This is a genomic window from Photobacterium sp. AWH4_225 (assembly GCF_056158405.1).
Window position 1 is genome coordinate 1680086 of record NZ_JBSWTF010000004.1, and the last position, 24013, is coordinate 1704098.

A 24013-nucleotide genomic window follows, 5' to 3' on the forward strand; every position below is an offset into this window, starting at 1 on the left:
ACATGGTGACAATGAAAAGAGCAGCTGCAGGGATAGCAATGGCCTTTTTGTCGCTCTCAGCAGCGGCTTCAAACACGCTCTCAGATACAAGGAGTGTCGGTATGGGCGGTGTTGGGGTAGCGTCAGCCGATTACCTGACCGCGAGCTTCCATAATCCAGCATTGGCAACTCAGAATAAAAGCCATGATCGTTTTGGAATGATCCTCCCGGTAGTCGGGGCGCGAGTTTATGATGGTGATGATCTTCATGATCGTGTGGATGCATTCCAAGATTTAAATGATCAGTTAGCGACGAATCCAGATCTTGAAGACCAATGGCGTGCTGCCTTGTTAGATCTTGATAACGAGCGGATTGATGGTGATGCCAATGTCGGCATGGTGATAGCTATTCCCAACCGCGTTGTCAGCACCAACTTTTTCATATCGAGTCATGTAACAGCTCTGCTTACCACAGATATTGATGAGGACGATCTCAATAGCCATGAGATCGTGAAATCGAATGCCCAGGGGGTTGCTGGGGGTACCGTTGATGTCGGCTTTACTTTTGCCAAAGAGTTTATCTTTCTTGATCGCGACCTGAGCCTAGGTATTTCGCCGAAGTTCCAACAACTATTGGCTTATAACTACCAAGATACCATAGATACCTTCGATGATGATGATATCGACTACAGTTCTGATTATGTCGATAAGTCCGCATTTAATGCCGACTTGGGGGCGGCCTATGCCCTAAGCCGTAATACTATGGTGGCCTTGAGTGCCCAGAATGTGTTTTCTCAATCTCTGAAAACCAATATCAGCAATGGCAGCCAAGCGACTTATGAGGTGAAAGCTCAATACACGGCAGCGGTTGCTTACAATCACCCTCGCTTTACCGTAGCTGCGGATATGGATTTGAACAGCAAGCAACCATTCAAAGAAAAGTCGTACAAAACCCAGTTTGCCCGTATCGGCATTGAAGCGGATGCTTGGCGTTTTGCCCAATTACGTCTGGGCTATATCCATAGTATGACGAACTATGCCGATGACTTGATCACCGCGGGTATTGGCCTCAAGCCATTTGGCAAGTTCGGTTTGGATATTGCCGCGCTGTATGGTGATGAAGATAACTACGGCGCATCAGCTCAACTCGTCTTCCACTTTTAATATACCCAAGCAACTTGAAGGCATTTGGGTATAATCCTTTTGAAGAGTAAGCAAAGACGCTTGTTATAGTGATAACAAGCGTCTTTTTTTCGTCTTTCTTAAACCATCAATTCAATTATTGTGAGTGATTCATGAAGCCTTGTTTTTCAAGGTAGTGAAGTACGGTTTCAGAAAAGCCAATGTGCGACTCACGGGTGTATTTCAAACTGGTGTAGATCTGCGCCAGATTCTTCACATCGGATGCTTCGATTTTCGCTTTTAGCTCGGGGTATGACATATACCGATTCCAGCCATCAGTCTCGCGCTGGTGGTAAATCGCTTGTATTTCTTCATCACTATGGTCGTGATAGGTTTCGTTGTGAACAAGCCCATTCAACGGCAAGCGGTCTCTGGTTTCCGGTGTTTCATCAGCATAACCCAATGAATAGCCTACGACAGGAACGACACCTGGTGGCAGTTCTAAAATCTCACCGATTTTATCGCAATTAGCCAAGGTTGATCCCATATAGCAAAGCCCCAGCCCCTTAGCTTCGGCAGCGATTGCAACATTCTGCGATACCAAAGTAGCGTCAATGGCAGCAATCATAAAACTCATGAAGTTATCAAAGTTAGGTTTGGCATCATTGAGTGCCAGCCATTTTTTCATTCGTCTAAAGTCAGCGCAAAAGGTGAGTAGGACAGGGGCATCAACCACCATATTCTGTTGCATATGTGGCTTGAAGAGCGATTCTCGGCGGGCATTATCTTTGGTCACTATGATGGAATATGACTGCATGTTTCCCGAAGATGATGCCCTGATCCCAGCTTGTAGGATCTCATTAAGTGCATCGTCGCTTACAGGTTGGTCGGTATATTGGCGAATAGAGCGGTGGGAATGAAGGTGAGAAAGAATATCCACAGTGTGTCCTTACAGCGTGATGGAGAAAGAATAGTGCCAAGTCCTGTATAAGGCTTGCTATTGATAATCTAAAAGAAAACATCACGTAATGTAAGACGTTTGTTGCTATTGGTTGAGATAGACAACCAATAGGTCAGCTTTGACAGTGTTTGCCAATTTAGGGACGGATGAAAAAATACGGCTAAATAACTTATTGTGGTGGCCGCATACAACAAGATCGATATCGACCTCTTTCACAATGCCTGCGAGTTTGATGTGGAGATCACCAATGACGACTTGGGTATCAGTGACGGGGTAGCCGCATTGCTCTGCCAATGCTTGTAACTTCTCCTCTAATGCCTGCTTTTCTTGTTGAGTCAAAGCAACTCTTTCAACACTCACGTGAGCAAAGGACAGTTTGCATTGCGCATCTTTCGCTAACGAAACGGCTTTATCAATCACTTCCTGACTGGTTTGAGTTAAATCCACCGCGACCAAAATATGCTGATAGCTCATTATGTTTCCCCCAAACGGCTTCGTATGATTGATTAAGTCTAGTCGTAATTGGGTATTAATCTTGATAATCCCTAAGTGGCATAGGTATCTACACTTTAACATTAGCTGTGTGCTTGGAGGCTATGTGAGTGGGGTGCTTGGTTAGACGGCTCTTAATTTGTCTGGGGCTAACATTATTGCTGGTTGTGCGGGTAGGGGCTGAAACATTGCCGGATATCGGTTTTGTCGACAGTGAGATAGAGCGCCTAAACAATGAAGCCCCCAAGGATGAAAATCTGATCAGCCAGTATCAAAGCTTAGCGCAGAGCTTGAAGAGTCAGGCTGCTTTGGCAGAAGAACAAGAAAAGTTACGCAACCTGATCACTCAGTTTCCCGAACAAAGAATACTCCTCAATCAGAAAATCCAAGAGGCGAACCAATTACCCGTTTTCCAAACCGGCCAGCTTGAATCTTATGATGACCTATCCCAAGCCTTGGCCAGATTGAGTGCTTCGCTTAGCGAGTGGCAGGCGGCTTTGAAAACGAATGGCGATGGGCGTAAGAAACTTAATGACTCCAGAATTTCGCTCCCTAAGGAAATAGCCAGCCTCAATAGCCAGATAGAGCAAGCTTCTTTAACAGTCAGCGATAGCACGGACAAGTTACAAACCTGGCTGGCAGCGGCTAATGCAAAGTCTCTTCTACTGGAAAAAGACAAGAAGCTACTTGAGCAGCAAACGCTTGATGAACGCAGTGAGTTGCTCCAGTTAGAGCAGGAGCTGCTGACAAAGAAAATTGATTTGGCAACGCCCCTGCAAGCCCAGCTGCAAAATCGCCTTACAACCATTGAGCAAGGTTCAGCCAAAGCCCTTATTGTGGAAGCCGAGCAACTTAATCGTGAGCTTGGAAGTTCTGATGGCCAGAAAACTGGCCAAGGCGAAGAGGCTAGTCAAGGTGAAGAGACTCACCAAGACACACCTCAACAACAACACGCCGCTAAGCTGCTCGAGTTTGCCAAAGAACTAGAGCAAGTCTTACTCGACATCGATGATGCCCGAATAGAGATCCACCGAATTCAAGCAGAGAGGCAAAACCTGACTGATGAGCAGGTGCTGATTCGAAATAACTTGGATTGGCTAAGGGAAAGCACCGCTTTTGGCGCTTCAATCCGAGCCCAGTTACAGCGGCTGCCTACCCGGGTGTCGGTGAAGGTGATCCCCGATCAAATTGCTAATGCTCATATCAGAAAATACGAGATCAGCCAGCTGCGCTCAGATGCGGTGCTCAATGAGCAATCCCAAAAGCAATCAAAAACCCTATCAAAAATAAATCACCAGGGAGAGGGTGCAGAGCAAGTATCACTTACCCAACGGCAACAAGAATTGCACAAAGAGCTACTGTCCCGCCTTAGCCTAGAATATGACAAGTTGATCACCGAATTAAGCCGGCTCCAGGCTGCGACTATCCAGTACAAAGACGAGGTGACCAGTGCTCGCTCTTTCCTGCGTGAACAGCAGTTGTGGATCCGGAGTAACTTACCGCTGTGGAAAAACCTCACCCGTTTTGAGATGGATATCTGGTTCGGTGCCCACACGCCGCTGAAAATCATGTTTGAGCGCACCACCCAACAGCAACAAATGACGCTCGCGTTTTCCATCATGGCGTACACCTTATTGTTTATTCTGATAAGGCTTAAACTCACCCACCTTACTGAACAGCGCCGTACGGAATACAAAGGGTTGTTTGGCCATCCGCTAAAAGACAAGTTTCGTTATACCTTGTATCTGTTTGCGTTGGCCTTGTTTCGGGCGGTTATCTGGCCGTTGTGGTATGGGCTGACAGCGCTGGGGATCTATTGGCTATGGCCACTGCCGACTTCAGGCGATCTCCCAACCTTGATAACGGCCAGTGCGTGGGGGCTGTTTGTGCTGGAGCTGATCCATGGCTTGACGGCCAAGGATGGGGTGTTAGATCTGCACCTTAACTGGCCATCGGAAATCTGCCGCTACCTACATCGTGAAAGCCGCCGGCTGCGTTGGCCTCTGATTGTTATTCTGTTGGCTTTGTATTGTTCTGAATTGGTCTCCGGCGAGAAGGAGGCAGAAGCTTCCCGGGTGCTGTTCTTGTTGCTTGTGGGTTGTATGACTTATATCTATGCTTTCCTGTTCAAGCGCGAGCGTTTGCCGATGGTATTGCCGTCTCCGCTGCATCAGGGATTTCCGCTGATGCTTACTCGAGGATTGGTGATTGGTTCGTTCCTTGCGATTATGCTGATGTCGGTGATGGGGCTCTATCTCGCTTCATGGGTGTTGCTCAACTACCAGCAGCTCACCTTGTTTTTGATGTTGGGGGTACTGCTGGTCTATCAGATGGGGGAGCGCTGGCTCAAGCTCGAGCACCGCCAACTCAACTACCAACGGCTGCTAGAGAGGCGGGAAGAGCTGATTGCCCAGCAGCAGGAACAAGCTGACGAACCGCCAGAGCTGGCTGAGCTACGAGAAGTCATGCCTGAAGTGGAGGAGAGTAGTTTGGATGCCGAACAGGTCAGTGAGCAGTCGCTTACCTTGCTCCGGGGGTTATCTCTAATTGGCTTTGTGATTGCCATGCTGACCTTGTGGTCGAGCGCTCTAGAGATGACCAGCTGGCTTGGGCAAGTTGTGGTCTGGCAAGTTAGTGAGATCGGAGAAACCGGAGTGGTGATGGTAGACATCACCATGCAATCGCTTATTTATGCGTTGATCACCTTGCTGATCACTTTTATCGCGGTGAAGAACCTGCCAGGTATATTGGAGCTATTGGTTCTGCGCCGGCTCGATTTATCTCCCGGTACTGGATATGCAGCAACCACTGTACTGCGTTACCTACTCATGCTGATTGGGGTATTCAGTGCCTGTTCACTAATTGGTTTTCAGTGGTCGAGCTTGCAGTGGCTGGTGGCAGCATTTGGTGTTGGGTTGGGTTTTGGTTTGCAGGAGATCTTCGCCAACTTTATTTCGGGATTGATCATTTTGTTCGAGCGGCCTATTCGTATTGGTGATATTGTGACGATCAACGATTTGTCGGGTACAGTCAGCAAAATCAAAACCCGAGCGACCACTATTATCGATTGGGATAACAAAGAGATCGTCGTCCCCAATAAAGCTTTTATTACTGAAAAGTTGATCAACTGGTCGCTGACCGATCCGATAACCCGTATCGTGATCCCTATTGGTGTGGCCTATGGGTCGGATATCGATAAAGTCGAAAAGTTACTGTATCAGGCCGCCAATGAGCACCCGCTGGTACTTAAAGATCCTCCACCTTCAGTCTTCTTCCTGGCCTTTGGTGCCAGCAGTCTTGATTTTGAATTGCGGGTTTATATCACGGCGATTGACCATCGCCTTTCGACCATCCATTTGATCAACAAGAGTATTGATAGTTTGTTCAAGGAGAACAATATTGAGATAGCCTTCCCGCAAATGGATATCCATGTGCGCGATGTGAAGCAGGAAAAAGATAATCCACCGGGGGATTAGGGCTTGTTGCAAAAATCATTTAAAGTCATGATAGTTCAAGAATTAATGCTAGAAAGGAAGCAATATGACTCAACAAGCCTACCCAATTACTGGTCAGTGCCAATGTGGCCAAGTCAGTTATACCCTCAAAGAAGCACCGCTCATGGTTGCTGCCTGCCACTGCCAGGCATGCCAGACGTTAGCTACTGCTCCGTTCAGTGTGACTGCCATTGTCGCAGCTTCATCGATTGAATTTAAAGGTGAGATGAAAGAATGGTCTCGGCCAACGGACAGTGGTGGTGTCAGCGCCGCTAAGTTCTGCCCAGACTGCGGTAACCGCGTGTACCATTACGATCCGAGCGTACCAGAGAAGATTAAATTGAAGTTGAAGTCCCATCAGGATGCCGATTCAATATTATATAAACCGACCGTACATATTTGGGTGAGCGAAAAACAAGACTGGTACCCGATCCCTGAAGGTGTGAAGACCTTTGAAGGCCAGCCTTAATAGTGCAGCGAAATCGACACCGGGCAATGATCACTGAGCTGATAGAGCTTCAACTGTTGGTCGGTATACAGATATTCTGAAAAGGAGACTTCGGTGTCCTTTTCTTGTATTCGGCCATCGATAATAAAGTGATCGATAAAGCCCGGATATTGTCTGACTTCCCATTGTTTTTTGCGTTTGTTGTAGGCTTGAGATCGGCAGTGACTGTCTCTGCCTTGGGTGACGAGTGTCGGAACTGATGTCAGTCCAGAAGTCAATTTTTGCCAGAACTTATCTCCTTTATGTGACAATCTGCGGTTAAAATCCCCCAAAATGATATAAGACTGTTTTTGTTCTTGCCGCTCAGTTATCCAGTTTTTGAGCACCTCAAATTGCTCTTTCAATACAGTACAGTTTTTGTTGCGGTGACGGTTGCTGTAACAACCACTCTTCAAGTGAACTGCTAATAGCCTTAAGGCCGGTTTTCCTGATTGAAATAAAGAAATATCGATACCGTAACGTAAGTACTGGTTATCCCATACATCAAGTTGATGAAGATCGGGATGACGGTGATAGGCAATTCCCTTCCGTATCGCAAAGCCGACAAATTGTGGCCAAATTTCGTCGTTGTTTTTATCTTTCCTGCTCGAGAACTCAATTTGGTATTTGTCTAGCGAGATCACCTTACCTATTGACTGGCGGTTAGCAACTTCCTGGAAGGCTAAGACATCCGGAGCAATATCATTGATGATTTCTGCCATTGCCTGATAGTCACGGGGCGTTCTTAACGGAATGGTTGTGCGGCTTTTTTCACTCGGAACTTGATCAGTGAGCCAATTAAGGTTCCAAGTGGTCAAAGTTAATGATTTAGATTGTGATGCGGCCGCTACCACTTGTCCTGAACTGATAATCATCCAAAGCAAGAGTAAATAGTACGCTGGTGGCTGAGTCATAATAGTGAGCGCCGATGCTGAAAAACTTACTTTTACCTCGATTGAGCGAAAAATCGATTCACCTTGAATGTATTGAGGGAGGAAAAACAGTTTGAATGAAATGGACGCTTTGTTGCGGAAAGTTTTGGCAGATTACTCGCAAAGAAAGTGTTTGTTGGTCAGGCAACAACCCCAAATATTTGACCGACGACTGCGGTCAGGATCATGGCTAAAGCTCCCCAAAAAGTCACTCGTCCTGCCCCTATTACTATTGAGGCCCCACCAGTTCTTGCCGCAATGGCGCCAAGAGTAGCCAGGAATATAAGAGAACAGGCTGCAACCATAATGATCAGTAGGGGTAAGGGGACAAGCCAGGCAACAAGCAAAGGGAGTGAGGCGCCTATTGTAAACGTCGTTGCGGAAAACATGGCTGCTTGAATAGGGTTTGCTCTCTGATTGTCTGATAAGCCAATTTCATCTCGGGCATGGGCCCCGAGTGCATCATGCTCCATTAGTTGCTCTGCTACTTGCTGGGCCAGTTTTGGATCGAGTCCTCGTTGTTCATAAATTTGGGCGAGTTCATCGATCTCGTCTTCGTAATCCTGTTCTAATGCTTGTTTCTCAATAGCAAGGTCAGCCTCAATAGTATCTAGCTGTGAGCTTACTGAGACATATTCTCCTGCAGCCATAGACATTGCACCGGCAACTAGACCGGCGATACCAGCAAGTAAGATATTGTGTTGGGTCGCACTGGCTGCAGTAACGCCAATGATGAGGCTGGAGGTTGATACGATCCCATCGTTGGCCCCCAGTACAGCGGCTCGCAGCCAGCCGACCCGATTAGAGCGGTGGTTTTCCTCATGGCTCATCAGATACACCCTCGTAGATGCTCAAATTCTCTACATAAAGCATAAGCTCTGTTTGAGCGGGTGCACTGACTTATTCCAGACAGCCTTAATCGTGTCTTCCATTACGATTTGAATGTGCCAGAGAAACTCTTAATGTTGATGCGCTGGAAGGGTTTGGCTTTCATAAGCATCGGCGAAAGAATGGTTACGATCGCGATGTTTGGCTTCATCTTCACGGATTTTCACAATAACATCTCGCAATTTAGCATTCGACTGTAGCTGGTAATAATCCACGGCGATTTTTGGTGCGGCTACGTTTTCTACTTCACCGTAGTCAATTTTGCTCAGATACTCAGTGTAACTCTTGCAGGCTTCTTCTTCGAAATAGCCGACTACCCGATGCGCAATCTTAGAAGAGAGCAAATAGATCAAACTATACACGACTATGAATGCCCCTTGTCCGAGTAAGACCAATGCTCTTTCAACCCAGCTCGGTTTGGCAATGTCCAAGAAAATCATCAGGTGCATTCTCTCATTCTCTGCCTCATCCAGTAATTCACGGATCCAGCCTTCATCATCTTTCATCCGGCGTAGGGCTTTGAGGTGATTGAACATACCTGCCACCATTCCGGGTACGGCGGCAATGGTCTCCAAGATAACGGCACGTTTGGCATATTTCCTTCCGTAGAAGATATTGAGAAGGAACTTGAGGCACTGGGTAATTTTATATGCCACATGCTCGGAAAGTTTGGCGGCGGTTTTGTGTTTCAATTCGAAATCTGACATAGGTGAGCTCCTATTTTCTTCAACTTTTTCTCCAACTGGGTGTGGTTTAAAGCAGCCTTAAACCGCTCGTCCACACCCAGGGTTTGTCTTATGTATTTCTATTTATGAGGAGGTAGGTTTAGTATTCGCTAGTGACTGACAATTCTCCCTCACCCAGCGTAGAGAGCAGATTTGATAGCAGGCTCGACGCACCAAAACGATAATTCATGCTGTTGTTTGCCCATTCGACGCCGAACATACTGTCCACCATATCTAAGTACTTTTTAGCTTCTTCGGCAGTTTGAACGCCACCAGAGGCTTTGAAGCCAACCCGATGCTCGACACCCAACTCTTTGATCACGGACAGCATCGTCTCTGCTGCTTCAAGGGTTGCATTGACTGGCACTTTACCTGTTGAGGTCTTGATAATGTCTGCCCCGGCTTTAATTGATATTTCAGACGCTTTTTGGATCAGCGCAGGCGTTTTTAGCTCACCGGATTCAATAATGACTTTCAAAGGTGTCCCACCACATGCCGCTTTACATTGCCTAACGAGCTCAAAGCCAACATTTTCATCTCCGGCCATTAGCGCCCGATATGGGAAAGTAACATCCACTTCGTCGGCGCCGTACATAATGGCCGCTTTCGTTTCGGCTACAGCGATGTCGATATCGTCATTTCCGTGCGGGAAGTTGGTCACAGTGACAACGCGAATATCAGGTGTGCCTTGCAGGCGTAATTGTTTTTTGGCAACAGGAATGAAACGCGGGTAGATGCATACCGCTGTCGTATTACCTACCGCGGTTTTGGCGCTCTTGCAAAGCTCGATGATTTTTTCATTAGTATCGTCATCGTTTAACGTTGTCAGATCCATTAGTTGAAGTGCACGGAGTGCGGCAGTTTTAACATTGCTCATAGGTATCTCCCGTTGAGTTACTTCTATTAAAATTCATATGCTTGTGCTGATGTATCGTTGTGAATGAGTGTCTGGCAGATACATAACTCAAGACTTGAAAAGAAACGGTTGAAGCTGAAAGTAGGGGGATTATAGGAACGGACTACAAACTATAATAGATACAGAAAATGGACTTTTATATATAACAGATTTTGGGCTGTGCTATATTCCAGCCAGTTGTTGTTTGAAGGGCACTGTCGCATTGGCTAAATATGAAAAGCTCGTAGAGCAAATTCGCAATCAGATCCAAAATGAAGTTTGGGCCGTCGGTGACAAGCTTCCTTCCCTGCGCAAGCAGACTGAAACTACAGGCATGAGCCTGATGACAGTGCTACATGCTTATCAGGTACTAGAGAGTCAAGGTTGGATCGTCTCTCATGCGCGCTCTGGGTATTTTGTCGCACCCAAAATCCAATATTCGAATACACCAGACTCCGATGTGACAGTGCAGACAACAGAAGCTATTGATATCAATGATTTTATCTTTGATGTTCTGCAGGCCAGCCGTAAGCCACATATCGTTGATTTTGGTTCTGTTTATCCCGATCCAACGCTGTACCCCCGGCAGCAAGTGAACAAATCACTGATTGCCGCAGCACGTACTATGCCGACCTCCAGTGCGCTGGATAACCGCCCTCCGGGTAATAAAGCGCTACGACAACTCATAGCCAAGCGCTATGCGGCACAAGGGATAAGTGTCCACCCAGACGAAATTGTGATCACCGCGGGGGCGCTAGAGGCACTGAACTTAAGTCTTCAAGCCGTTACCCAGCCCGGTGATTGGGTGATCGTGGAGTCGCCGACCTTCTACGGCGCATTACAATCCTTGCAAAGACTGAACTTGCGGGCGCTGTCTGTTAGAACTCACCCACGAGAAGGGATCGACCTAGATTCCCTCGAACAGGCGTTGCAATCTCATCCGGTAAAAGCATGCTGGCTGATGACCAATCACCAGAATCCCTTGGGTTGTACGTTGGCGGTAGAAAAGAAAAAACGTTTGATTGAGTTGCTGTCAAAGCACAACGTCTTTCTTATTGAAGATGATGTTTACAGTGAGCTGTATTTTGGTGCTAACAAACCACTTCCCGCTAAAGCATTTGATCAGCAGGGTATCGCGATGCATTGTTCATCGTTTTCGAAAACGTTGGTCGCAGGCTTTCGGATCGGTTGGGTGGCGGCCGGGAAAATGGCATTACCTATTCAAAAACTGCAAATGATGAGCACCTTGTCTGCCAGTGCGCCGATACAGTTGGCGTTGGCGAATTATTTATCCACCCGTAATTATGAAAACCACCTACGGAAATTACGGAGAACATTGGAGCAGCGGAAATTCACTACTTGGCAGATGCTACGCTCACATCTTCCTTCTGAAGTCAGTGTTAATTATTCAGAGGGCGGGTACTTTTTATGGATAGAGTTACCGCAACACCTGGATGCGATGGTGCTCTACCAGCGGGCGTTGAAAGATAATATCAGCCTTGCTCCAGGTAAAATGTTTTCTGTCAGTGAGCAGTTCAATCATTGCTTGCGACTCAATGCATCATTTGAATGTTCAGCAACAGAGGAAAGGGCGATAAAGCGGTTAGCCGAGTTAGTTCAAGCCATGTTGGATGAATAGGTTAGTTTCTGATTGATAGTCTTTTTGGAAAGACCGATATTCCCAAAAAATAAAAAAAGGCAGGAAGACCTGCCCTTAGTGATTTAGTGATATCTCGAACAACTGGGGTTACTGCAAGCTCTCACGTTCAGCAACTGTCTTGAGGTCGGTCAGGGTGCCTTGCCGTTTGAGTTGTCTAGCGTTTCGGCTCTTTCTTTGGCTCGGCTCAGGTTCGCCTGACGATCAGCTCTGGAGTTAACAGCTGTGCCGATGGGAACACTGGGGCTGCCCCTGTATGACTTCCATTGGTCTTATTTGTCAGTAGCATATCCAAGTAAAGGATGGCTTGCTCAGCGATAGTGTGAACAGGTTGGGCAACCGTCGTGAGTTGATAGCCCTGCCATGAAGACATCGGCACATTATCGCAACCGACTACCTGCAGTTGTCCGGGAATACTGATGCCGTTGACTTGTTTACAACTGTCGATGAACCCGAAAGCTAGCGCGTCTGATGCACAGAATACGCCTTGCAGCTTCCGGATATCTTCACTGTGACGAACACCGACTTCAAAGCCGGCGCTATAGCCATAACTTCCGGCGTTAAAGGTGGCATGTTTAGTGATGCCAGCTTCCTGTAACTCGGCACGAAAACCATTATGGCGAGCAATAGACGCTTCACCGTCTGTACGTCCCTTGATGTACCCCTGCTCAGTCAGTCCCTTGGATAGTAAATGCCTTGCGGCCAGGCGGCCAGCCTGTTCATTGTCGGTTTGTATCGAAGGTATAACGCTGTTCGGGTCTGAGCGACCGAGAGTAACTAGAGGTAGTTGTAACTCAAGGCATTGTTCAAAACTGCTGGCGGGTAGAGAGCCTGCGACAGCAATCACTCCGTCAACCTGATATCCAGATAGTTTCAGGATTGTAGAATCAAGATCGCTGTCATTTGCAACAGAGATCAGCATTGGCATTTTCCCTTGCTTTCGCAAGGCTGTGGAAAGTGCCTCGAACAGATAAGACTGGTAAGGGTTTGAAAAGTCGCTGATCAATATCGCAACAAGGTGCGATTTGGCCTTCTGTGAAGGTGTACTTAAAGTACGAGCGAGCAGGTTCGGTTGATACCCCAGTTTTTTGGCGGCTTCCAGAATATTAGCTTTTTGTTTAGGCGCTATACTAGCCCCCTCGGTAAAGGCGCGAGAAACCGATGAGCGTGAGACTCCAAGGTAGCTTGCAACATCCGAGGCAGTGACTTTCTTCATACTAATCTAACAATAATTTTTTAAGTGGCGAATCTGGCGTGAACGCATAGATAGGACCAGTGTGTTTGAAATAGGGGGCGGTATCAAGGCCCGCTTCGTTACAGATGAGTTGTGCAGCCATTGCATCCCAGACATTCACTTCTCCGACATAGCACCCATCAAGCTCGCTGCAAGCGACTTGGGTCAGTGACCAGGCGGCAGATCCCGACATTCGGATCTGATGTCCACTTTCAATCATGCGTTGCGCGTTACGTATAAATTCGGCAGGAATACCTGGCTGAAAATTAAGGTTTAGACCGACAAGCAATTCGTTCTTTCTATTGCTTTGAGGGGCAAGGTGTTTACCGCTTTCAAAGGCCCCTTCACCGCGTAAAGCATAGATGGTTCGGTTGTGGGCAGGGGCACAGATAATACCAATTGCGGGTCCTTGTTCATCGACAAATGCCATGCTGATAGCAAAATCGGCGATACCGTATAGAAAGTTGGTAGTGCCGTCGATGGGGTCAATGACCCACCCTGGAGGGGTCAGTTCTCCGCCACTCTCTTCACCCAAAAAAGCATGTTCAGGGAATGCATCACTCAGCGTTTGTTTGATATAGCTCTCGACTTGACGATCGGCTTCAGTAACCCAATCCTGTAAACCTTTTGATTCCCTCTGATAATCATCCCGGGTAGCAAAGGCGCGCATAGCAATAACTGAGGCTTGCTCGCTGATAGATAACGCGGTCTTTAAAATATCATGCAACATCAACGTTTACCTTTAGAGCATTTAGTGAAAGAGTCAGACCGTCCTGGGCAAGAGCAATCTGCGGTTGCTGTTGGCACAGCGTATTAAGCTCAGCGCGACAGTTAGGATCGACATGATAGAGAAAGCAGTGGTTACGAATGGTGAATGGTAAATGACGAACATCCTCCCATGACCCATGACTTTCATGGGAGAAGATGTATTCACACTCAATGAAAGCGACATCGGCAGCAGTCGCCAATTTTTCTCCCTCAGCACTTAGCTTCCCGTCACCCGAATAAAACAGGGCGTTTCGACCATTTTCAATATATAGGCTGCGGTTGCTGACGGCGTGAAAAGTTGGAGCTGTTTTTACAGACCAGGGGCCAATGTGAGCAGTCGTCAGAACATCGACGAAGTGAATGTCAAAAGACAGGCTTTCTTCTGGCCAGTGCGCAAAGTTAACCAGTTGGCTGAAAATTTCCCACTGGCTTTGCTGGCCAATAATGGTGAGCGGTTTGCTTCTCCCTCTAGCATTCATCCAATTGACCAGTGTTGTTAGCCCCAAGCAGTGATCAGGATGCGCATGCGTCAGGTAGATGGCATCAATGCGATGCTCATCCATTGTGTGACAGTTGTCCGCATTACTATGGTTCTCATCTGTCTTTGAGTACTTGCCTGTCATTGAAAATATTGCTCGTGGCACGGTTGGCCCACAGTCAATCAACAAGGTGAAATCGTCATCACTGACGAGTAGTGATGCATTGGTATGGTCACTATCATAAGCATCGCCACACCCGAGCATGTTAAGCAGCATTTGATTTCTGTCCTGTAGTCACTAAACGACAGCCATCTTCCCCAAACCAATGCTGGACTGATTGAGAAAGGTTAACGGGGATCTCATCACCTACTGCGAAGTTCTGTTGCGATTCAATCGTGAATCTCTCTCCTCCTAGCTTACCGTAATATAAGCGAGCGTGGCCGAGCGGTTCGATGACTTCAACCATCATTGTTGCGTCGTAATTACTGCTGTCGATAACTACTTGATTAGGTCGGATACCTAAGGTTATCTGTCCATTGACTGGAATCGTATTGAAGCTATTAACTTGTCCTATCTTGAACATCTGACCTTGATTATCGCCTTCAAGGAAGTTCATGACAGGGGTACCAATGAAGGAGGCGACAAAGCGGTTTTTAGGTTGTTTATATAGCTCTTCTGGCGTGCCTATCTGCTCTATTTGCCCCTGATTGAGTACAACAATACGATCAGCAAGCGTCATTGCTTCGACTTGATCATGAGTAACATAAATCATGGTGGCATCCAGTTGCTGGTGGAGCTGCTTCAAATAAATTCGCATCTCACTTCGTAACTTGGCGTCTAGGTTAGACAATGGCTCATCAAATAAGAACAGCTCAGGATCGCGGACAATAGCACGGCCGATTGCCACCCGCTGTCGTTGTCCACCGGATAAAGCACCTGGAAGGCGATGTAGATAGGGTTCTAGTTGCAAGTTTTTAGCTGTTTCCCTGACCTTTTCGGCCGTAGTGTGTTTATCCACGCCCGCCATTTTCAGCGGAAAGGCCATATTCTTTTCAACGGTCATATGCGGGTAGAGGGCATAGGATTGGAATACCATGGCAACCTCGCGTTCGCAGGGGTGGATGTTATTCAGCCGTTTTCCATTCAGTGAAATGTCCCCTTGAGTCACCGACTCAAGACCGGCAATCATTCTCAGCAGGCTGGATTTTCCACAGCCTGACGGGCCAACAAAGACCACAAATTCACCGTCGTTAACGGTTAGATTGACATTTGGCATCACCACATGGCTACCATAGGCCTTCGATAGATTTTTAATTATTAATTTGCTCATTACTTAAGTCCCATAGAGAAGCCACGAAGAAGAAATTTTTGCATGTATCCAGCCAGAGCCAGCATTGGTAAGGAAGAAATAATGCCGACAGACATGAGCTCTCCCCAAGCGGTACCGTCTTCTGTCATAAAATTAGAAATGAAAAGGGGGATGGTGAATTTATCGGGGGTATGGATAAACAGCAGCGAAAATAAAAACTCATTCCATCCAAGAATGATCGAAAAGATCGCAGTTGCAACCAAGCCTGGGGCACATAGCGGAAAAACAATATAGGCCAATCGTCTGAACAAATGTGCGCCATCCATTGACCCGGCTTCTTCAATCTCGAGTGGGATATCACGGATAAATCCAAGTAACATCCAAATGCAAAATGGCAAAGTATAAATTTGAAATGCTAATACCAATCCGATTTTACTATTCAGTAAACCAATCTGATTCATGAGTGAATATAAAGGTACCGCGACAACAATCGGCGGCATCATTTTTATCACCAAAACAAGTAATAAAAAGAGGCTATCGAGCTTTGCTGGAAACGAATAGCGAACTAAAGCGTAAGCAGAGAAAAACGCGATTGCTACAGAGACGGCTGTCGCGCTCAGTGCGATCACTATAGTATTGAAAACCAGGGTTGATACGTCTCCGCCCCATAAGTTGGCGAAGGATTCAAAACTCAACCGAGTCGGTAATAATTGAGTACTGGCCATGAGGATTTCGTTTTGTGGTTTGAAAGCCGTACCAAACATCCAAACAATTGGCAGCATGAATAGCCCGACCGCTGAATAAACCAGAAATAAATGAAGGTATCGCGACATTATTTTTTACTCCCGATAACTCGTTTAGCGTAAAACAGGGTCATCGTAATGGATATCAATAGCATGACTAGGGCTGCTGCACTCGCCATTCCCAAGTCGAAGAAACGAAAGCCATATTTATAGACAAACATTGAAAGCGTTTCGGTTGCATTGCCGGGACCGCCTCCTGTCATCACATAGACCTTGTCGAACAGTTTGAAGGCATCTATTGAGCGTAATAGCATGGCTAACATTAATTGCTTTTGGATCAGCGGCAAGGTGATATAAATAAACGATCGCCCCCCTTTCGCGCCATCGACCATTGCGGCTTCTTGGATGTCTTTTGGAATCGACTGTAAGCCTGCGAGAATGATCAGAAAAGCCATCGGCGTCCACTGCCATGTGTCAACCAGAGCAATAGCATAAAGCGCGAGGTTGGGATCAAATAGCCATTCCATTGGTGGCAGGCCTATTTTTACCAGCATGTTGTTAAGCAGGCCGAAATCATAGTGATACCAAGAGCGCCAAATAGACGAGCAGACCAATGTGGATAGCATCATTGGGTAGATGATCACGGGCAAGGCAAAGCGTCTGCCTGGAAACTGGCGATTAAACAATAGCGCTAACCATAACCCCAACAGTACTTGAGAGACAGAAGCGACAACGGTAAATAGAAAAGTGTTTTTTATTGCGCTGACAAAAAAGAAGTCGTCAAGCAGCTCTATAAAATTGGCAAAGCCAACGAATTGATATTGTTTGTTCACATAATCCACATTACCAAATGCATTAATCAAAACTGTTGTGATGGGGTACAGGGTCAACAATCCTAAAATAAGCAATGCCGGAGATAGCAATACAGCGAGTTGTTTGCGGTTTTCAAATAACATGACAGAACCTGATAAAGGCCCTGTTTTAACCAGGGCCTGTATTAACGGTGATGGTTTACTTACACTTTGATAGCGCGGCTGATACGGCGGTTAGCTTGTTTCAACGCTTGCTCCGCTGTCATTTGCCCCATCATTGCCATTTGCAAAAAGTCACCTAAGATACTTTCTACTTCTGCCCAATTTTGAATACGTGGACGTGCTTTACCTGTCTTCAGTGCTTCTACTTGCTGAGGGTACCAGCGGTATTTGGCGGTAACCGCTTTGTCCAGGTAAACGCTTTGTCGCGTAGGTGGCATGCCATAATCCAGAGCCAGTGTTTTTTGAATGGCCGGACTAGTGGCAAAAGCGATGAAGTCTTCAGCTGCCTGTTTGTTGTTTGAGTCAGCCGGTACGGCCAACTGCCAAATACCTAGCATGGGTGAAGGCTGGCCCACCTCTGCTGGCGGTGCCATGATTTCCATATCACCGACGACGTTAGATAGCTCAGGATCATCGAGGTTGGGTACCCAAGCCGGCCAGACTTCAATTGCCATGGCTGCAGTGCCTTTTTGGAGGGAATCGCGAACCTCGTCAGCGTTGTAAACGTCCACACCCCGAGGCGCGTATTGCTTCATAGCCAGAAATGTTTCCAATGCCTGTTTCGCTTCTGGTGTATCTAACGTTGGCTTACCTTCGCTATCAACCACGTCGGCACCATATCCCCATAGGATCGGAAGAAAACCTGTCACAATAGGGTTGCCTTTCACACCGCGAAAAACTAATCCGCTATTGTTTTTATCGGTATCAATTTTGGCGGCTGCATTGAGTACATCTGACCAGGTATGCGGTTTTGATAGATCATGTTGGTCAAACATTGCCTTGTTCCAGGCGAACATGGCTACATTACCAACCATCGGGATCGCATAAGCATTACCCGTTGCATCCGGGTAGCGGCCGATATCAAATGGAGCCTTAACGAAGTCAGGGTCTTCGATATTTTTTGAGAGAGGGGCCAGCCAATTGTTTGTCAGAAACTCAGGAGCCCATGTATCGTCCATTAATATGACATCATAGTTGCCGGTTTTTTCTCTCATCGACAAGACGATACTTTCATACAAGCCATTGCTAGGGCGTTGAACTAAGGTGATCTTCGCATCGGTATTTACTTTTTTATATTCCGCAACAATATGTTGAAGAGCTTGTCCGTAGTTGCTGTCACGGCCTGCAATAACAAGCTCTGAAGCAATAGAACTAAAAGAAGCGCTAAGCAGCGCAGTGGCAACCAGAGTTCGTCTAAACATTTCTAAAAGTCCTTTTCATTGTGCATTTTTGCACGCGTGTTCATTTGTGTTGCTGAAGAATTTACCCCTCGAAGATGTCAATTAGGTGACGGCACTATGAATATTAATCTATTGGTAGGACTGGGTCGGTTGGACGCACAACATGAAGCTGTGGGGGCAGTGAATTGTCATGTTGCGATCACCAAAATGCAATTAATTACTTATTAATATTGCACTCGCGTTCATTAATATTCAGGAGGAAACATGAATACGCACTTTGGGTCGATACTCGTTGCGATGGTTATTACCCTCATAACGTCTACACAGGCCATTGCATCGTGGAATTGGTATGCGGAAGGGTTAAATGACACGGTGAAATACAATAATGCCTATTGGTCCCGGCCACACAATACATTTGAAAATAGTAAATTTTCATCACTTGGTGATGCATTGAATCAAGGCTACCGAGCAATAGAATTGGATGTTTTTCCAAAGCCCGGCTATGAAACAATATATGTGTCACATAGCTATACGAGTCCGAAGAACAACAAATGCAGCGGAAATAAAGAGTTTGTTGATTGCTTGAGAGATATTAAAAATTGGAGTGATAATAATCCAGGTCACGATGTGATCTCACTTCAGTTGGATATGAAAGACTTCATTATTTCGCCGATGTGGAATGACAGAGCTCACCGTCTAATGGTGGCCAACATCGAGTATGTATTAGGTTCCAAGCTGTATCGGCCCAAGGATCTACAAACATATACCGGGTACTCGAATCTGCGAACAGGCGTTAAAAATATGGGGTGGCCAGAGCTTAATCAGCTACGTGGCAACATTATTGTTTTCGGATTGGCTGGACCGATTGGTTCCAAAAACCAAACCCAATCAAGGATGATTGACACGATAGGTGGCGATAAAATGCCATTGTTTATCTGTCCCGAAGTCACGGCTCCCGAGCACTTTACTTATAATAAATACGCAAACGGTTTTAATGGTAGCGCATACTCACATAATAATCAGTGGGTGGTCTGCGGTAATACCGGAGATGGAAAATATTGGGCAACCTTGGCTGCAGAAGCAAGCAGGAACAATCAGCTAATGGCTATTTGGTCCGGCAATGATCATAAATTTGATGCTTATGATGACATGATGCTTGCGGTAGGGTGGGGGGCGACGATGATCAGCCGTGAAACCTCTAGTACCCATAGTGGCAGGATCCCACTCAATGGCATTCGAAATTCGATGCCGACTCATTTTTCCCTGCAGGCAGTGAACAGCAATAAGTGTGTTGATGTTAGTGGCTCTGGCCAAAGCAATGGAACCGATATTATCCAGTGGCCATGTACCGGTTCGGCAAATCAGGCTTTTTTGTACAGTGATGAAAAGCAGCTCAGAGCACTGCACAATCCCCGCTATTGTTTGGATCCGGAAGGCTCGGCCAGTACTCCGGGTTGGAGAAATGTTGTCTTGTGGAACTGCGGTACACAAAAGACTCAAAAGTGGTGGATGGATTACAGAAACGGCGGAAAGGTGAAGCAGGCCCATGACGGTTATTTCGTCTTAACGGTTGAGGCGGGCTCTACTTCAAATGGCTCCCGGATTGTCACCTGGGGTGATGATGGAAGTAGCTATCAGCAATTTCGCGTCATTCCGGTCGAGTCTGATTTTATTGATTGGCGCAGTTATTAAACCGTAGACAGGAACAATTTTACTATTATGGTTTGGGCCGCGAGCAGATATGCTTGCGGCCCAATGAGAGATGGTCTTTTATGCAATAAACTTTAAGGTTGCCAAGGATGTCTACACTGGAAGCAAAAAAGGGCAGGAAGACCTGCCCTTTTAGTTATATCTCGAACAACTGGAATTTACTGCAAGCTCTCGCGGTCAACCGCTGTTTTGAGGTCCGTCAGGGTGCCCTGCTCAACATCAATTAGGAAGTTGTCGCTGGCCTCACCGGTTGCGAAGCGGTCAAGGATGTAGAACAAAGTACCAAAGCGGACTTTGAAGACATCGCCAACCGGCGTCGATACGCTGTAACCTTCACCGAAGTGGATTTCACTTTCCATATCGTACAGCTCTTCACTCAATAGCTTGTATTGAGGCAGACGAGACGGTTCGATATCTCGGAATGCCAGTTCATCAGCGTTGCGCAGGCGGTAGAAATCGATAGCCAGCTCTTCACCGTCCCACTCGGCAAAATCGATTAATGCCATACCGTGCTGGTTAGCCAGCTCTTCTGCCTTCTCTTTTGCTAGGCTCCAGTCTTGGATAAAGTCATTGAGGTCATCCTGACCTTCTGCTCCTGCACCATCAGTTTTCACACATGGCAGGCCAAGCGCTTCTTTTAGCTGACATACAGTAATATCTGTCTCTAGCTGTGACAGGATGAGCATCTGCTTGCCATCCATGTTGAACAGCATGTTCTTGATATCTTGCGGCCATTCTTCAGGTAGGAAACGAAGGCGGGTCAACTCTTTGATGTGCCAGTCTGTTAGCTCGTAGTAACTTTCGGCATCAAGGATCACACTGTTCCAGATCTCACCAGCACCTGATTCAACCAGTTGATCGTGCTCTTCGGCATAGTGCTCGAACAGTTCGTTGAAGCGAGGAACGTTTTCTAGTACGACAGTTTCAACTTCTACCTGGCTGTTTGGTTTGATTTCCAATACCTTGTAGGCTGGGATATAGCCTGCCAGCGAAGGCGCTTGAATGTTGAATAGGGTATAGGTTTCACCGTCGATATTGTATTGCTTCATGCCAGTATCGTTGAAGTGCATGTGACCACCGACATGGATACTTAAGCCTGTTTTGGCCAGTGCTTTACTGGTGTCATCTTCTGGCTGGCGCGCAAGTTGGAAGTTGCCTTCGCCGAAAATATCTTCGATTTCCTCTGATGCTCCATTGTAGAAATCAGTCATCGGGAAGTGGCTGAACGATAGCAGGACTTTGTTCTGCTCTTTAGCCGCTTTTACCGTGTTGCTGATCCACTCAACTACATGCTCTTTGTGGGTCAGCATCATATTGTAACCTGCACTGCTTGAGCCGTCATAATCACCTGGGTTGTTTTCCCCACCAGTAGAGTCGGCTTTCGGGCGGTAAACATTGGCGTCGATAGCCATCAGCCATAGGCCTTCGATAGGCTCAACCAAGTACGTACTGTCTGGTACCATCGAACATGCGGTATAGCTGTCTTCCTTGTGCTTTCCACCAGTCCCCTCATGGCAGATTTCATACATGCGGTTGGCATAGTTTGCTTCTTTCAATGCCACATCGTAAGAATAGTTTTCACGGGCTTCATCAGAGCTATAAGGGGTTTCGAAATACTTGTATTCTGGCTGGGGATCGAAGCCATGGTGGCTGAGGATTCCCATGATTTCCTTATAGCCCCACTCTTTAACTTCTTCGGTGCAGATGGTTGGCAGTGGGTTATCAGTAGGTATGATGGTCCAATCACCCTCGTAGCCAACACATTCGTCCTTGCCTTTACTGAAAATGCGCTGCTCATGGCCATCGCGACCGAGGTAATCTGATTTACCGGCGGGTTGGGTAAAAGGGCGTACAGGATCGTGGTTACCCGGTGCGGCAAAGAACTCAAGACCATGCTCTTCACGGTACTGGTCAAAGATTTTTACCAGTCCGCGCATGTGAACAGGCTGGCCATCATCACTAAAATCACCTGGTAAGGCGACGTACTTGATACCTTTCGCGACAATGTCATCAAGTGCTGCAATCATGGCGAAGTAGTTTTCGTTGAACAGGCGGGTCGATTTCATCTGCGACATCATGGTACGAATGGTCGCGCCTTGCCCTGATTGTGAATTGTATAAGCCGTCAAATGAACCGTCTTGGAAATCACCATAGACATCATGAAAATGGATATCAGGCATAAAGGCGACTTTTACGCCTTCTACTGGGAGTGTTTTGCCATCATCATTGCTGGAATCTGAATTACAACCAGCCAATGCAAGAGCGGTGAATAATGCCACTGCTGAGTGTTTTATTGTCATTTTATATCTCGAAAAGAAGGTGTTTATTTTTTGCTGGAAGAGAATAAATATTCAAGATGACAGAAATAAAACACTTTTATTATTCATTGGTTTAGGTGTTATCAACAATGCTTCTATTCTTTGTTTTTTAGTTGCTTACAAGATGTAATCTATTGGTTTTTGTTTTGGATTTGCTAGGTGAATGATTTGTGGTTTGAATAATGATTGATTTGTTATTAGTTTAAATTGTTATCTTCATTCAATAAAAATATGAATTTTCACTTTATTATTATTCCAAGGTTAGTTATTTAGGTGAGTGATGAAGAGTCAAAATGTGAATTACTCAAATCGGAGTTTTGAGTATTATTTTTCTGAGAGCTTGCAGCAAACGAGACCGCATATTACATCGCTTCCACCTATTGTTTTTATCCACGGTATATTGAGTAGCGGCCGGTTATTTACTCACCAGCTCATGCCATTTATTTCCAGCCAAGGCTATTCTTCGTATGCCCTTACCCTGCGTGGCCACGGTACCCATCAAGCAAAATCCTCCCCGAACCCTTTTGAAGATCACGTTAATGATGTAGCAGCCTTTGTTGATTACGTGCACCAGCGGGAGAACAGACCTGTGGTCGTGGTTGGGTATTCACTCGGGGGCTTGATTGCCCAGCATGTCTGTCAGCGTGAGGAGGTGAAGCCAAAGTTAGCCGGAATGTCTTTGATGGCATCGGTCCCGCCGCAAGGCTTTAATCAACTGAACCAAGCTATGTGGCTTGAAAATCCAGTGTTGTCTATGGTGCTCGGCCCGGTAATGGCAATGCCGAATATGGCGCTGCTTAATCCGTATTACCGCAGTGTTTTGGTCGATGCCTTGTTTGCCAATACGCCCAACCAGCAACAGCTAGATGCGTTACTCTTTGAACTAAAAGCCGAAGATCTTCGGTTGTTCGCAAAGCCGCACCCTGTAGAAGATAGTGCTCACTTGAGTGTTCCCGTTACTGTTATTGGCGCAAAAGAAGACAAGTTGGTACCAGCTTCTCTCGTTGAGGGCACGGCGGATTTCTATGGCGTAGAACCTGTTTTCTTTAGTCCTATGGGTCATGCGATGCCGGTAGAGAAAGAAGCAGGGCAGCTGGCAGCGTATTTAGCGAAATGGTGCAGTAAGCTCTGAGGCTCCTAACTTCCTGATTTACATTAATGTGAGCTCGGTATTGTTGTTTTTTTGATCTAAAACAACCAACCCTTTCAATACCCCTTTCTGGGTATCCAACCTATTCAAATTAGGCATAAATTAGTCAATAACCACTAAATTGTTAAGTGTATTTAATTGCACTTATTAATTTAGGAAGGATTCGGTGGTGTGCCTTAAAGGGGGGCTTTGTTGTGAGTGAGTTCCATGTCTGCAGCTTGATTGTTTACGTCGTGGCTGAGCAGCTTGAATCAATAAAAAAGACCATAGAGAGCTTACCGGGGGCAGAGGTGCCGATTTTGGGTGAATCAGGGAAATTGGTTGTCGTGCTAGAGGGCGAGCAAAAGAACGATATTGTAGGTCATTTTGACTATATCAAACAGTTGCCCGGGGTACTCGATACCACGCTGGTTTACCACCAAATGGAAGAACAATCTGAGCTAAAGGAAGCGTAAC

General features: G+C 46.4%; 21 protein-coding genes. 7 read left to right on the top strand and 14 right to left on the bottom strand.

What is annotated here, in order from left to right:
• Positions 1-2 precede the first annotated feature (2 nt).
• Entirely contained in the window at positions 3-1142 is a 1140-nt protein-coding gene (traF, locus tag ACXAD4_RS24705; RefSeq protein WP_475244679.1) for a conjugal transfer protein TraF, read from the top strand.
• Positions 1143-1257: 115 nt separating this feature from the next.
• Here traF and ACXAD4_RS24710 read toward each other — a convergent pair whose 3' ends face one another.
• On the bottom strand, positions 1258-2040 hold the full coding sequence (locus ACXAD4_RS24710; RefSeq protein WP_475244680.1) for a nitroreductase family protein: 783 nt from the start codon (positions 2038-2040) through the stop codon (positions 1258-1260).
• Positions 2041-2145: 105 nt separating this feature from the next.
• A complete protein-coding gene (locus tag ACXAD4_RS24715; protein WP_475244681.1) occupies positions 2146-2535 on the bottom strand; it encodes a universal stress protein in 390 nt (129 codons plus the stop codon).
• A 185-nt stretch (positions 2536-2720) separates the two neighbouring features.
• On the opposite strand from ACXAD4_RS24715, the gene ACXAD4_RS24720 reads away from it, so the two are divergent.
• Together ACXAD4_RS24720 and ACXAD4_RS24725 are read left to right on the top strand one after the other, a co-directional pair.
• Positions 2721-6029, top strand: a complete 3309-nt coding sequence (locus ACXAD4_RS24720; protein WP_475245641.1) for a mechanosensitive ion channel domain-containing protein — start codon at positions 2721-2723, stop codon at positions 6027-6029.
• A gap of 64 nt (positions 6030-6093) precedes the next feature.
• Positions 6094-6516, top strand: a complete 423-nt coding sequence (locus ACXAD4_RS24725) for a GFA family protein (RefSeq protein WP_475244682.1) — start codon at positions 6094-6096, stop codon at positions 6514-6516.
• On the opposite strand, the gene ACXAD4_RS24730 is transcribed toward ACXAD4_RS24725, so the two are convergent.
• From ACXAD4_RS24730 to deoC, 4 genes are all read right to left on the bottom strand, one after another.
• Positions 6513-7448 (bottom strand): endonuclease/exonuclease/phosphatase family protein, encoded by a 936-nt coding sequence (locus ACXAD4_RS24730; RefSeq protein ID WP_475244683.1) that lies wholly within the window; start codon positions 7446-7448, stop codon positions 6513-6515. The genes ACXAD4_RS24725 and ACXAD4_RS24730 overlap by 4 nt on opposite strands.
• Before the next feature lie 158 nt (positions 7449-7606).
• The gene (locus ACXAD4_RS24735) at positions 7607-8296 is read right to left on the bottom strand and encodes a VIT1/CCC1 transporter family protein (RefSeq protein WP_475244684.1); all 690 of its coding nucleotides are present in this window, start codon (positions 8294-8296) and stop codon (positions 7607-7609) included.
• A 129-nt stretch (positions 8297-8425) separates the two neighbouring features.
• On the bottom strand, positions 8426-9061 hold the full coding sequence (locus ACXAD4_RS24740; RefSeq protein ID WP_475244685.1) for an alternative oxidase: 636 nt from the start codon (positions 9059-9061) through the stop codon (positions 8426-8428).
• A gap of 118 nt (positions 9062-9179) precedes the next feature.
• A complete protein-coding gene (gene deoC, locus ACXAD4_RS24745; protein WP_475244686.1) occupies positions 9180-9956 on the bottom strand; it encodes a deoxyribose-phosphate aldolase in 777 nt (258 codons plus the stop codon).
• 241 nt (positions 9957-10197) lie between these two features.
• On the opposite strand from deoC, the gene ACXAD4_RS24750 reads away from it, so the two are divergent.
• A complete protein-coding gene (locus ACXAD4_RS24750) occupies positions 10198-11613 on the top strand; it encodes an aminotransferase-like domain-containing protein (RefSeq protein ID WP_475244687.1) in 1416 nt (471 codons plus the stop codon).
• A gap of 205 nt (positions 11614-11818) precedes the next feature.
• Here ACXAD4_RS24750 and ACXAD4_RS24755 read toward each other — a convergent pair whose 3' ends face one another.
• Genes ACXAD4_RS24755 through ACXAD4_RS24785 form a run of 7 tightly spaced genes read right to left on the bottom strand, consistent with a single transcriptional unit; the run spans position 11819 to position 18400 of the window.
• Complete coding sequence (locus ACXAD4_RS24755; protein WP_475244688.1) at positions 11819-12847, bottom strand: LacI family DNA-binding transcriptional regulator; 1029 nt, start codon at positions 12845-12847, stop codon at positions 11819-11821.
• Between the two features lies 1 nt (position 12848).
• Entirely contained in the window at positions 12849-13595 is a 747-nt protein-coding gene (locus ACXAD4_RS24760; RefSeq protein WP_475244689.1) for an inositol monophosphatase family protein, read from the bottom strand.
• Complete coding sequence (locus ACXAD4_RS24765) at positions 13585-14388, bottom strand: MBL fold metallo-hydrolase (RefSeq protein ID WP_475244690.1); 804 nt, start codon at positions 14386-14388, stop codon at positions 13585-13587. The genes ACXAD4_RS24760 and ACXAD4_RS24765 overlap by 11 nt, the downstream gene beginning before the upstream one ends.
• Positions 14378-15442 (bottom strand): ABC transporter ATP-binding protein, encoded by a 1065-nt coding sequence (locus tag ACXAD4_RS24770; protein WP_475244691.1) that lies wholly within the window; start codon positions 15440-15442, stop codon positions 14378-14380. Before ACXAD4_RS24770 ends, ACXAD4_RS24765 begins: the two co-directional genes overlap by 11 nt.
• Positions 15442-16203, bottom strand: coding sequence for a carbohydrate ABC transporter permease (locus ACXAD4_RS24775; RefSeq protein ID WP_475244692.1), 762 nt, complete (start codon positions 16201-16203; stop codon positions 15442-15444). Before ACXAD4_RS24775 ends, ACXAD4_RS24770 begins: the two co-directional genes overlap by 1 nt.
• 50 nt (positions 16204-16253) lie before the next feature.
• A complete protein-coding gene (locus ACXAD4_RS24780; RefSeq protein ID WP_475244693.1) occupies positions 16254-17120 on the bottom strand; it encodes a carbohydrate ABC transporter permease in 867 nt (288 codons plus the stop codon).
• 59 nt (positions 17121-17179) lie between these two features.
• Positions 17180-18400, bottom strand: coding sequence for an ABC transporter substrate-binding protein (locus tag ACXAD4_RS24785; protein WP_475244694.1), 1221 nt, complete (start codon positions 18398-18400; stop codon positions 17180-17182).
• 243 nt (positions 18401-18643) lie between these two features.
• Between ACXAD4_RS24785 and ACXAD4_RS24790 the strand changes: the two genes are divergently transcribed.
• Positions 18644-20071: a Ca2+-dependent phosphoinositide-specific phospholipase C gene (locus tag ACXAD4_RS24790; RefSeq protein WP_475244695.1), complete on the top strand. Its 1428-nt coding sequence runs from the start codon at positions 18644-18646 to the stop codon at positions 20069-20071.
• A gap of 176 nt (positions 20072-20247) precedes the next feature.
• Here the strand turns inward: ACXAD4_RS24790 and ACXAD4_RS24795 are convergent, their stop codons facing one another.
• Positions 20248-22383 carry a metallophosphoesterase gene (locus ACXAD4_RS24795; RefSeq protein WP_475245643.1) on the bottom strand — a complete coding sequence of 712 codons (2136 nt, stop codon included), beginning with the start codon at positions 22381-22383 and terminating at the stop codon, positions 20248-20250.
• Between the two features lie 304 nt (positions 22384-22687).
• Between ACXAD4_RS24795 and ACXAD4_RS24800 the strand changes: the two genes are divergently transcribed.
• Positions 22688-23539, top strand: a complete 852-nt coding sequence (locus ACXAD4_RS24800; RefSeq protein WP_475244696.1) for an alpha/beta hydrolase — start codon at positions 22688-22690, stop codon at positions 23537-23539.
• Between the two features lie 212 nt (positions 23540-23751).
• Positions 23752-24012, top strand: a complete 261-nt coding sequence (locus tag ACXAD4_RS24805; RefSeq protein ID WP_222549922.1) for a chaperone NapD — start codon at positions 23752-23754, stop codon at positions 24010-24012.
• Position 24013 lies beyond the last annotated feature (1 nt).

What these genes read in the sequence shown, in the direction of transcription:
- ACXAD4_RS24770 (WP_475244691.1), bottom strand. Translation starts at nt 15,442, where the DNA reads ATGAGCAAATTAATAATTAAAAATCTATCGAAGGCCTATGGTAGCCAT.
- ACXAD4_RS24740 (WP_475244685.1), bottom strand. Translation starts at nt 9,061, where the DNA reads ATGTCAGATTTCGAATTGAAACACAAAACCGCCGCCAAACTTTCCGAG.
- ACXAD4_RS24775 (WP_475244692.1), bottom strand. Translation starts at nt 16,203, where the DNA reads ATGCTGCCAATTGTTTGGATGTTTGGTACGGCTTTCAAACCACAAAAC.
- deoC (WP_475244686.1), bottom strand. Translation starts at nt 9,956, where the DNA reads ATGAGCAATGTTAAAACTGCCGCACTCCGTGCACTTCAACTAATGGAT.
- ACXAD4_RS24800 (WP_475244696.1), top strand. Translation starts at nt 22,688, where the DNA reads ATGAAGAGTCAAAATGTGAATTACTCAAATCGGAGTTTTGAGTATTAT.
- traF (WP_475244679.1), top strand. Translation starts at nt 3, where the DNA reads ATGGTGACAATGAAAAGAGCAGCTGCAGGGATAGCAATGGCCTTTTTG.
- ACXAD4_RS24785 (WP_475244694.1), bottom strand. Translation starts at nt 18,400, where the DNA reads ATGTTTAGACGAACTCTGGTTGCCACTGCGCTGCTTAGCGCTTCTTTT.
- ACXAD4_RS24790 (WP_475244695.1), top strand. Translation starts at nt 18,644, where the DNA reads ATGAATACGCACTTTGGGTCGATACTCGTTGCGATGGTTATTACCCTC.
- ACXAD4_RS24760 (WP_475244689.1), bottom strand. Translation starts at nt 13,595, where the DNA reads ATGTTGCATGATATTTTAAAGACCGCGTTATCTATCAGCGAGCAAGCC.
- ACXAD4_RS24735 (WP_475244684.1), bottom strand. Translation starts at nt 8,296, where the DNA reads ATGAGCCATGAGGAAAACCACCGCTCTAATCGGGTCGGCTGGCTGCGA.
- ACXAD4_RS24755 (WP_475244688.1), bottom strand. Translation starts at nt 12,847, where the DNA reads ATGAAGAAAGTCACTGCCTCGGATGTTGCAAGCTACCTTGGAGTCTCA.
- ACXAD4_RS24730 (WP_475244683.1), bottom strand. Translation starts at nt 7,448, where the DNA reads ATGACTCAGCCACCAGCGTACTATTTACTCTTGCTTTGGATGATTATC.
- ACXAD4_RS24765 (WP_475244690.1), bottom strand. Translation starts at nt 14,388, where the DNA reads ATGCTGCTTAACATGCTCGGGTGTGGCGATGCTTATGATAGTGACCAT.
- ACXAD4_RS24715 (WP_475244681.1), bottom strand. Translation starts at nt 2,535, where the DNA reads ATGAGCTATCAGCATATTTTGGTCGCGGTGGATTTAACTCAAACCAGT.
- ACXAD4_RS24780 (WP_475244693.1), bottom strand. Translation starts at nt 17,120, where the DNA reads ATGTTATTTGAAAACCGCAAACAACTCGCTGTATTGCTATCTCCGGCA.
- ACXAD4_RS24725 (WP_475244682.1), top strand. Translation starts at nt 6,094, where the DNA reads ATGACTCAACAAGCCTACCCAATTACTGGTCAGTGCCAATGTGGCCAA.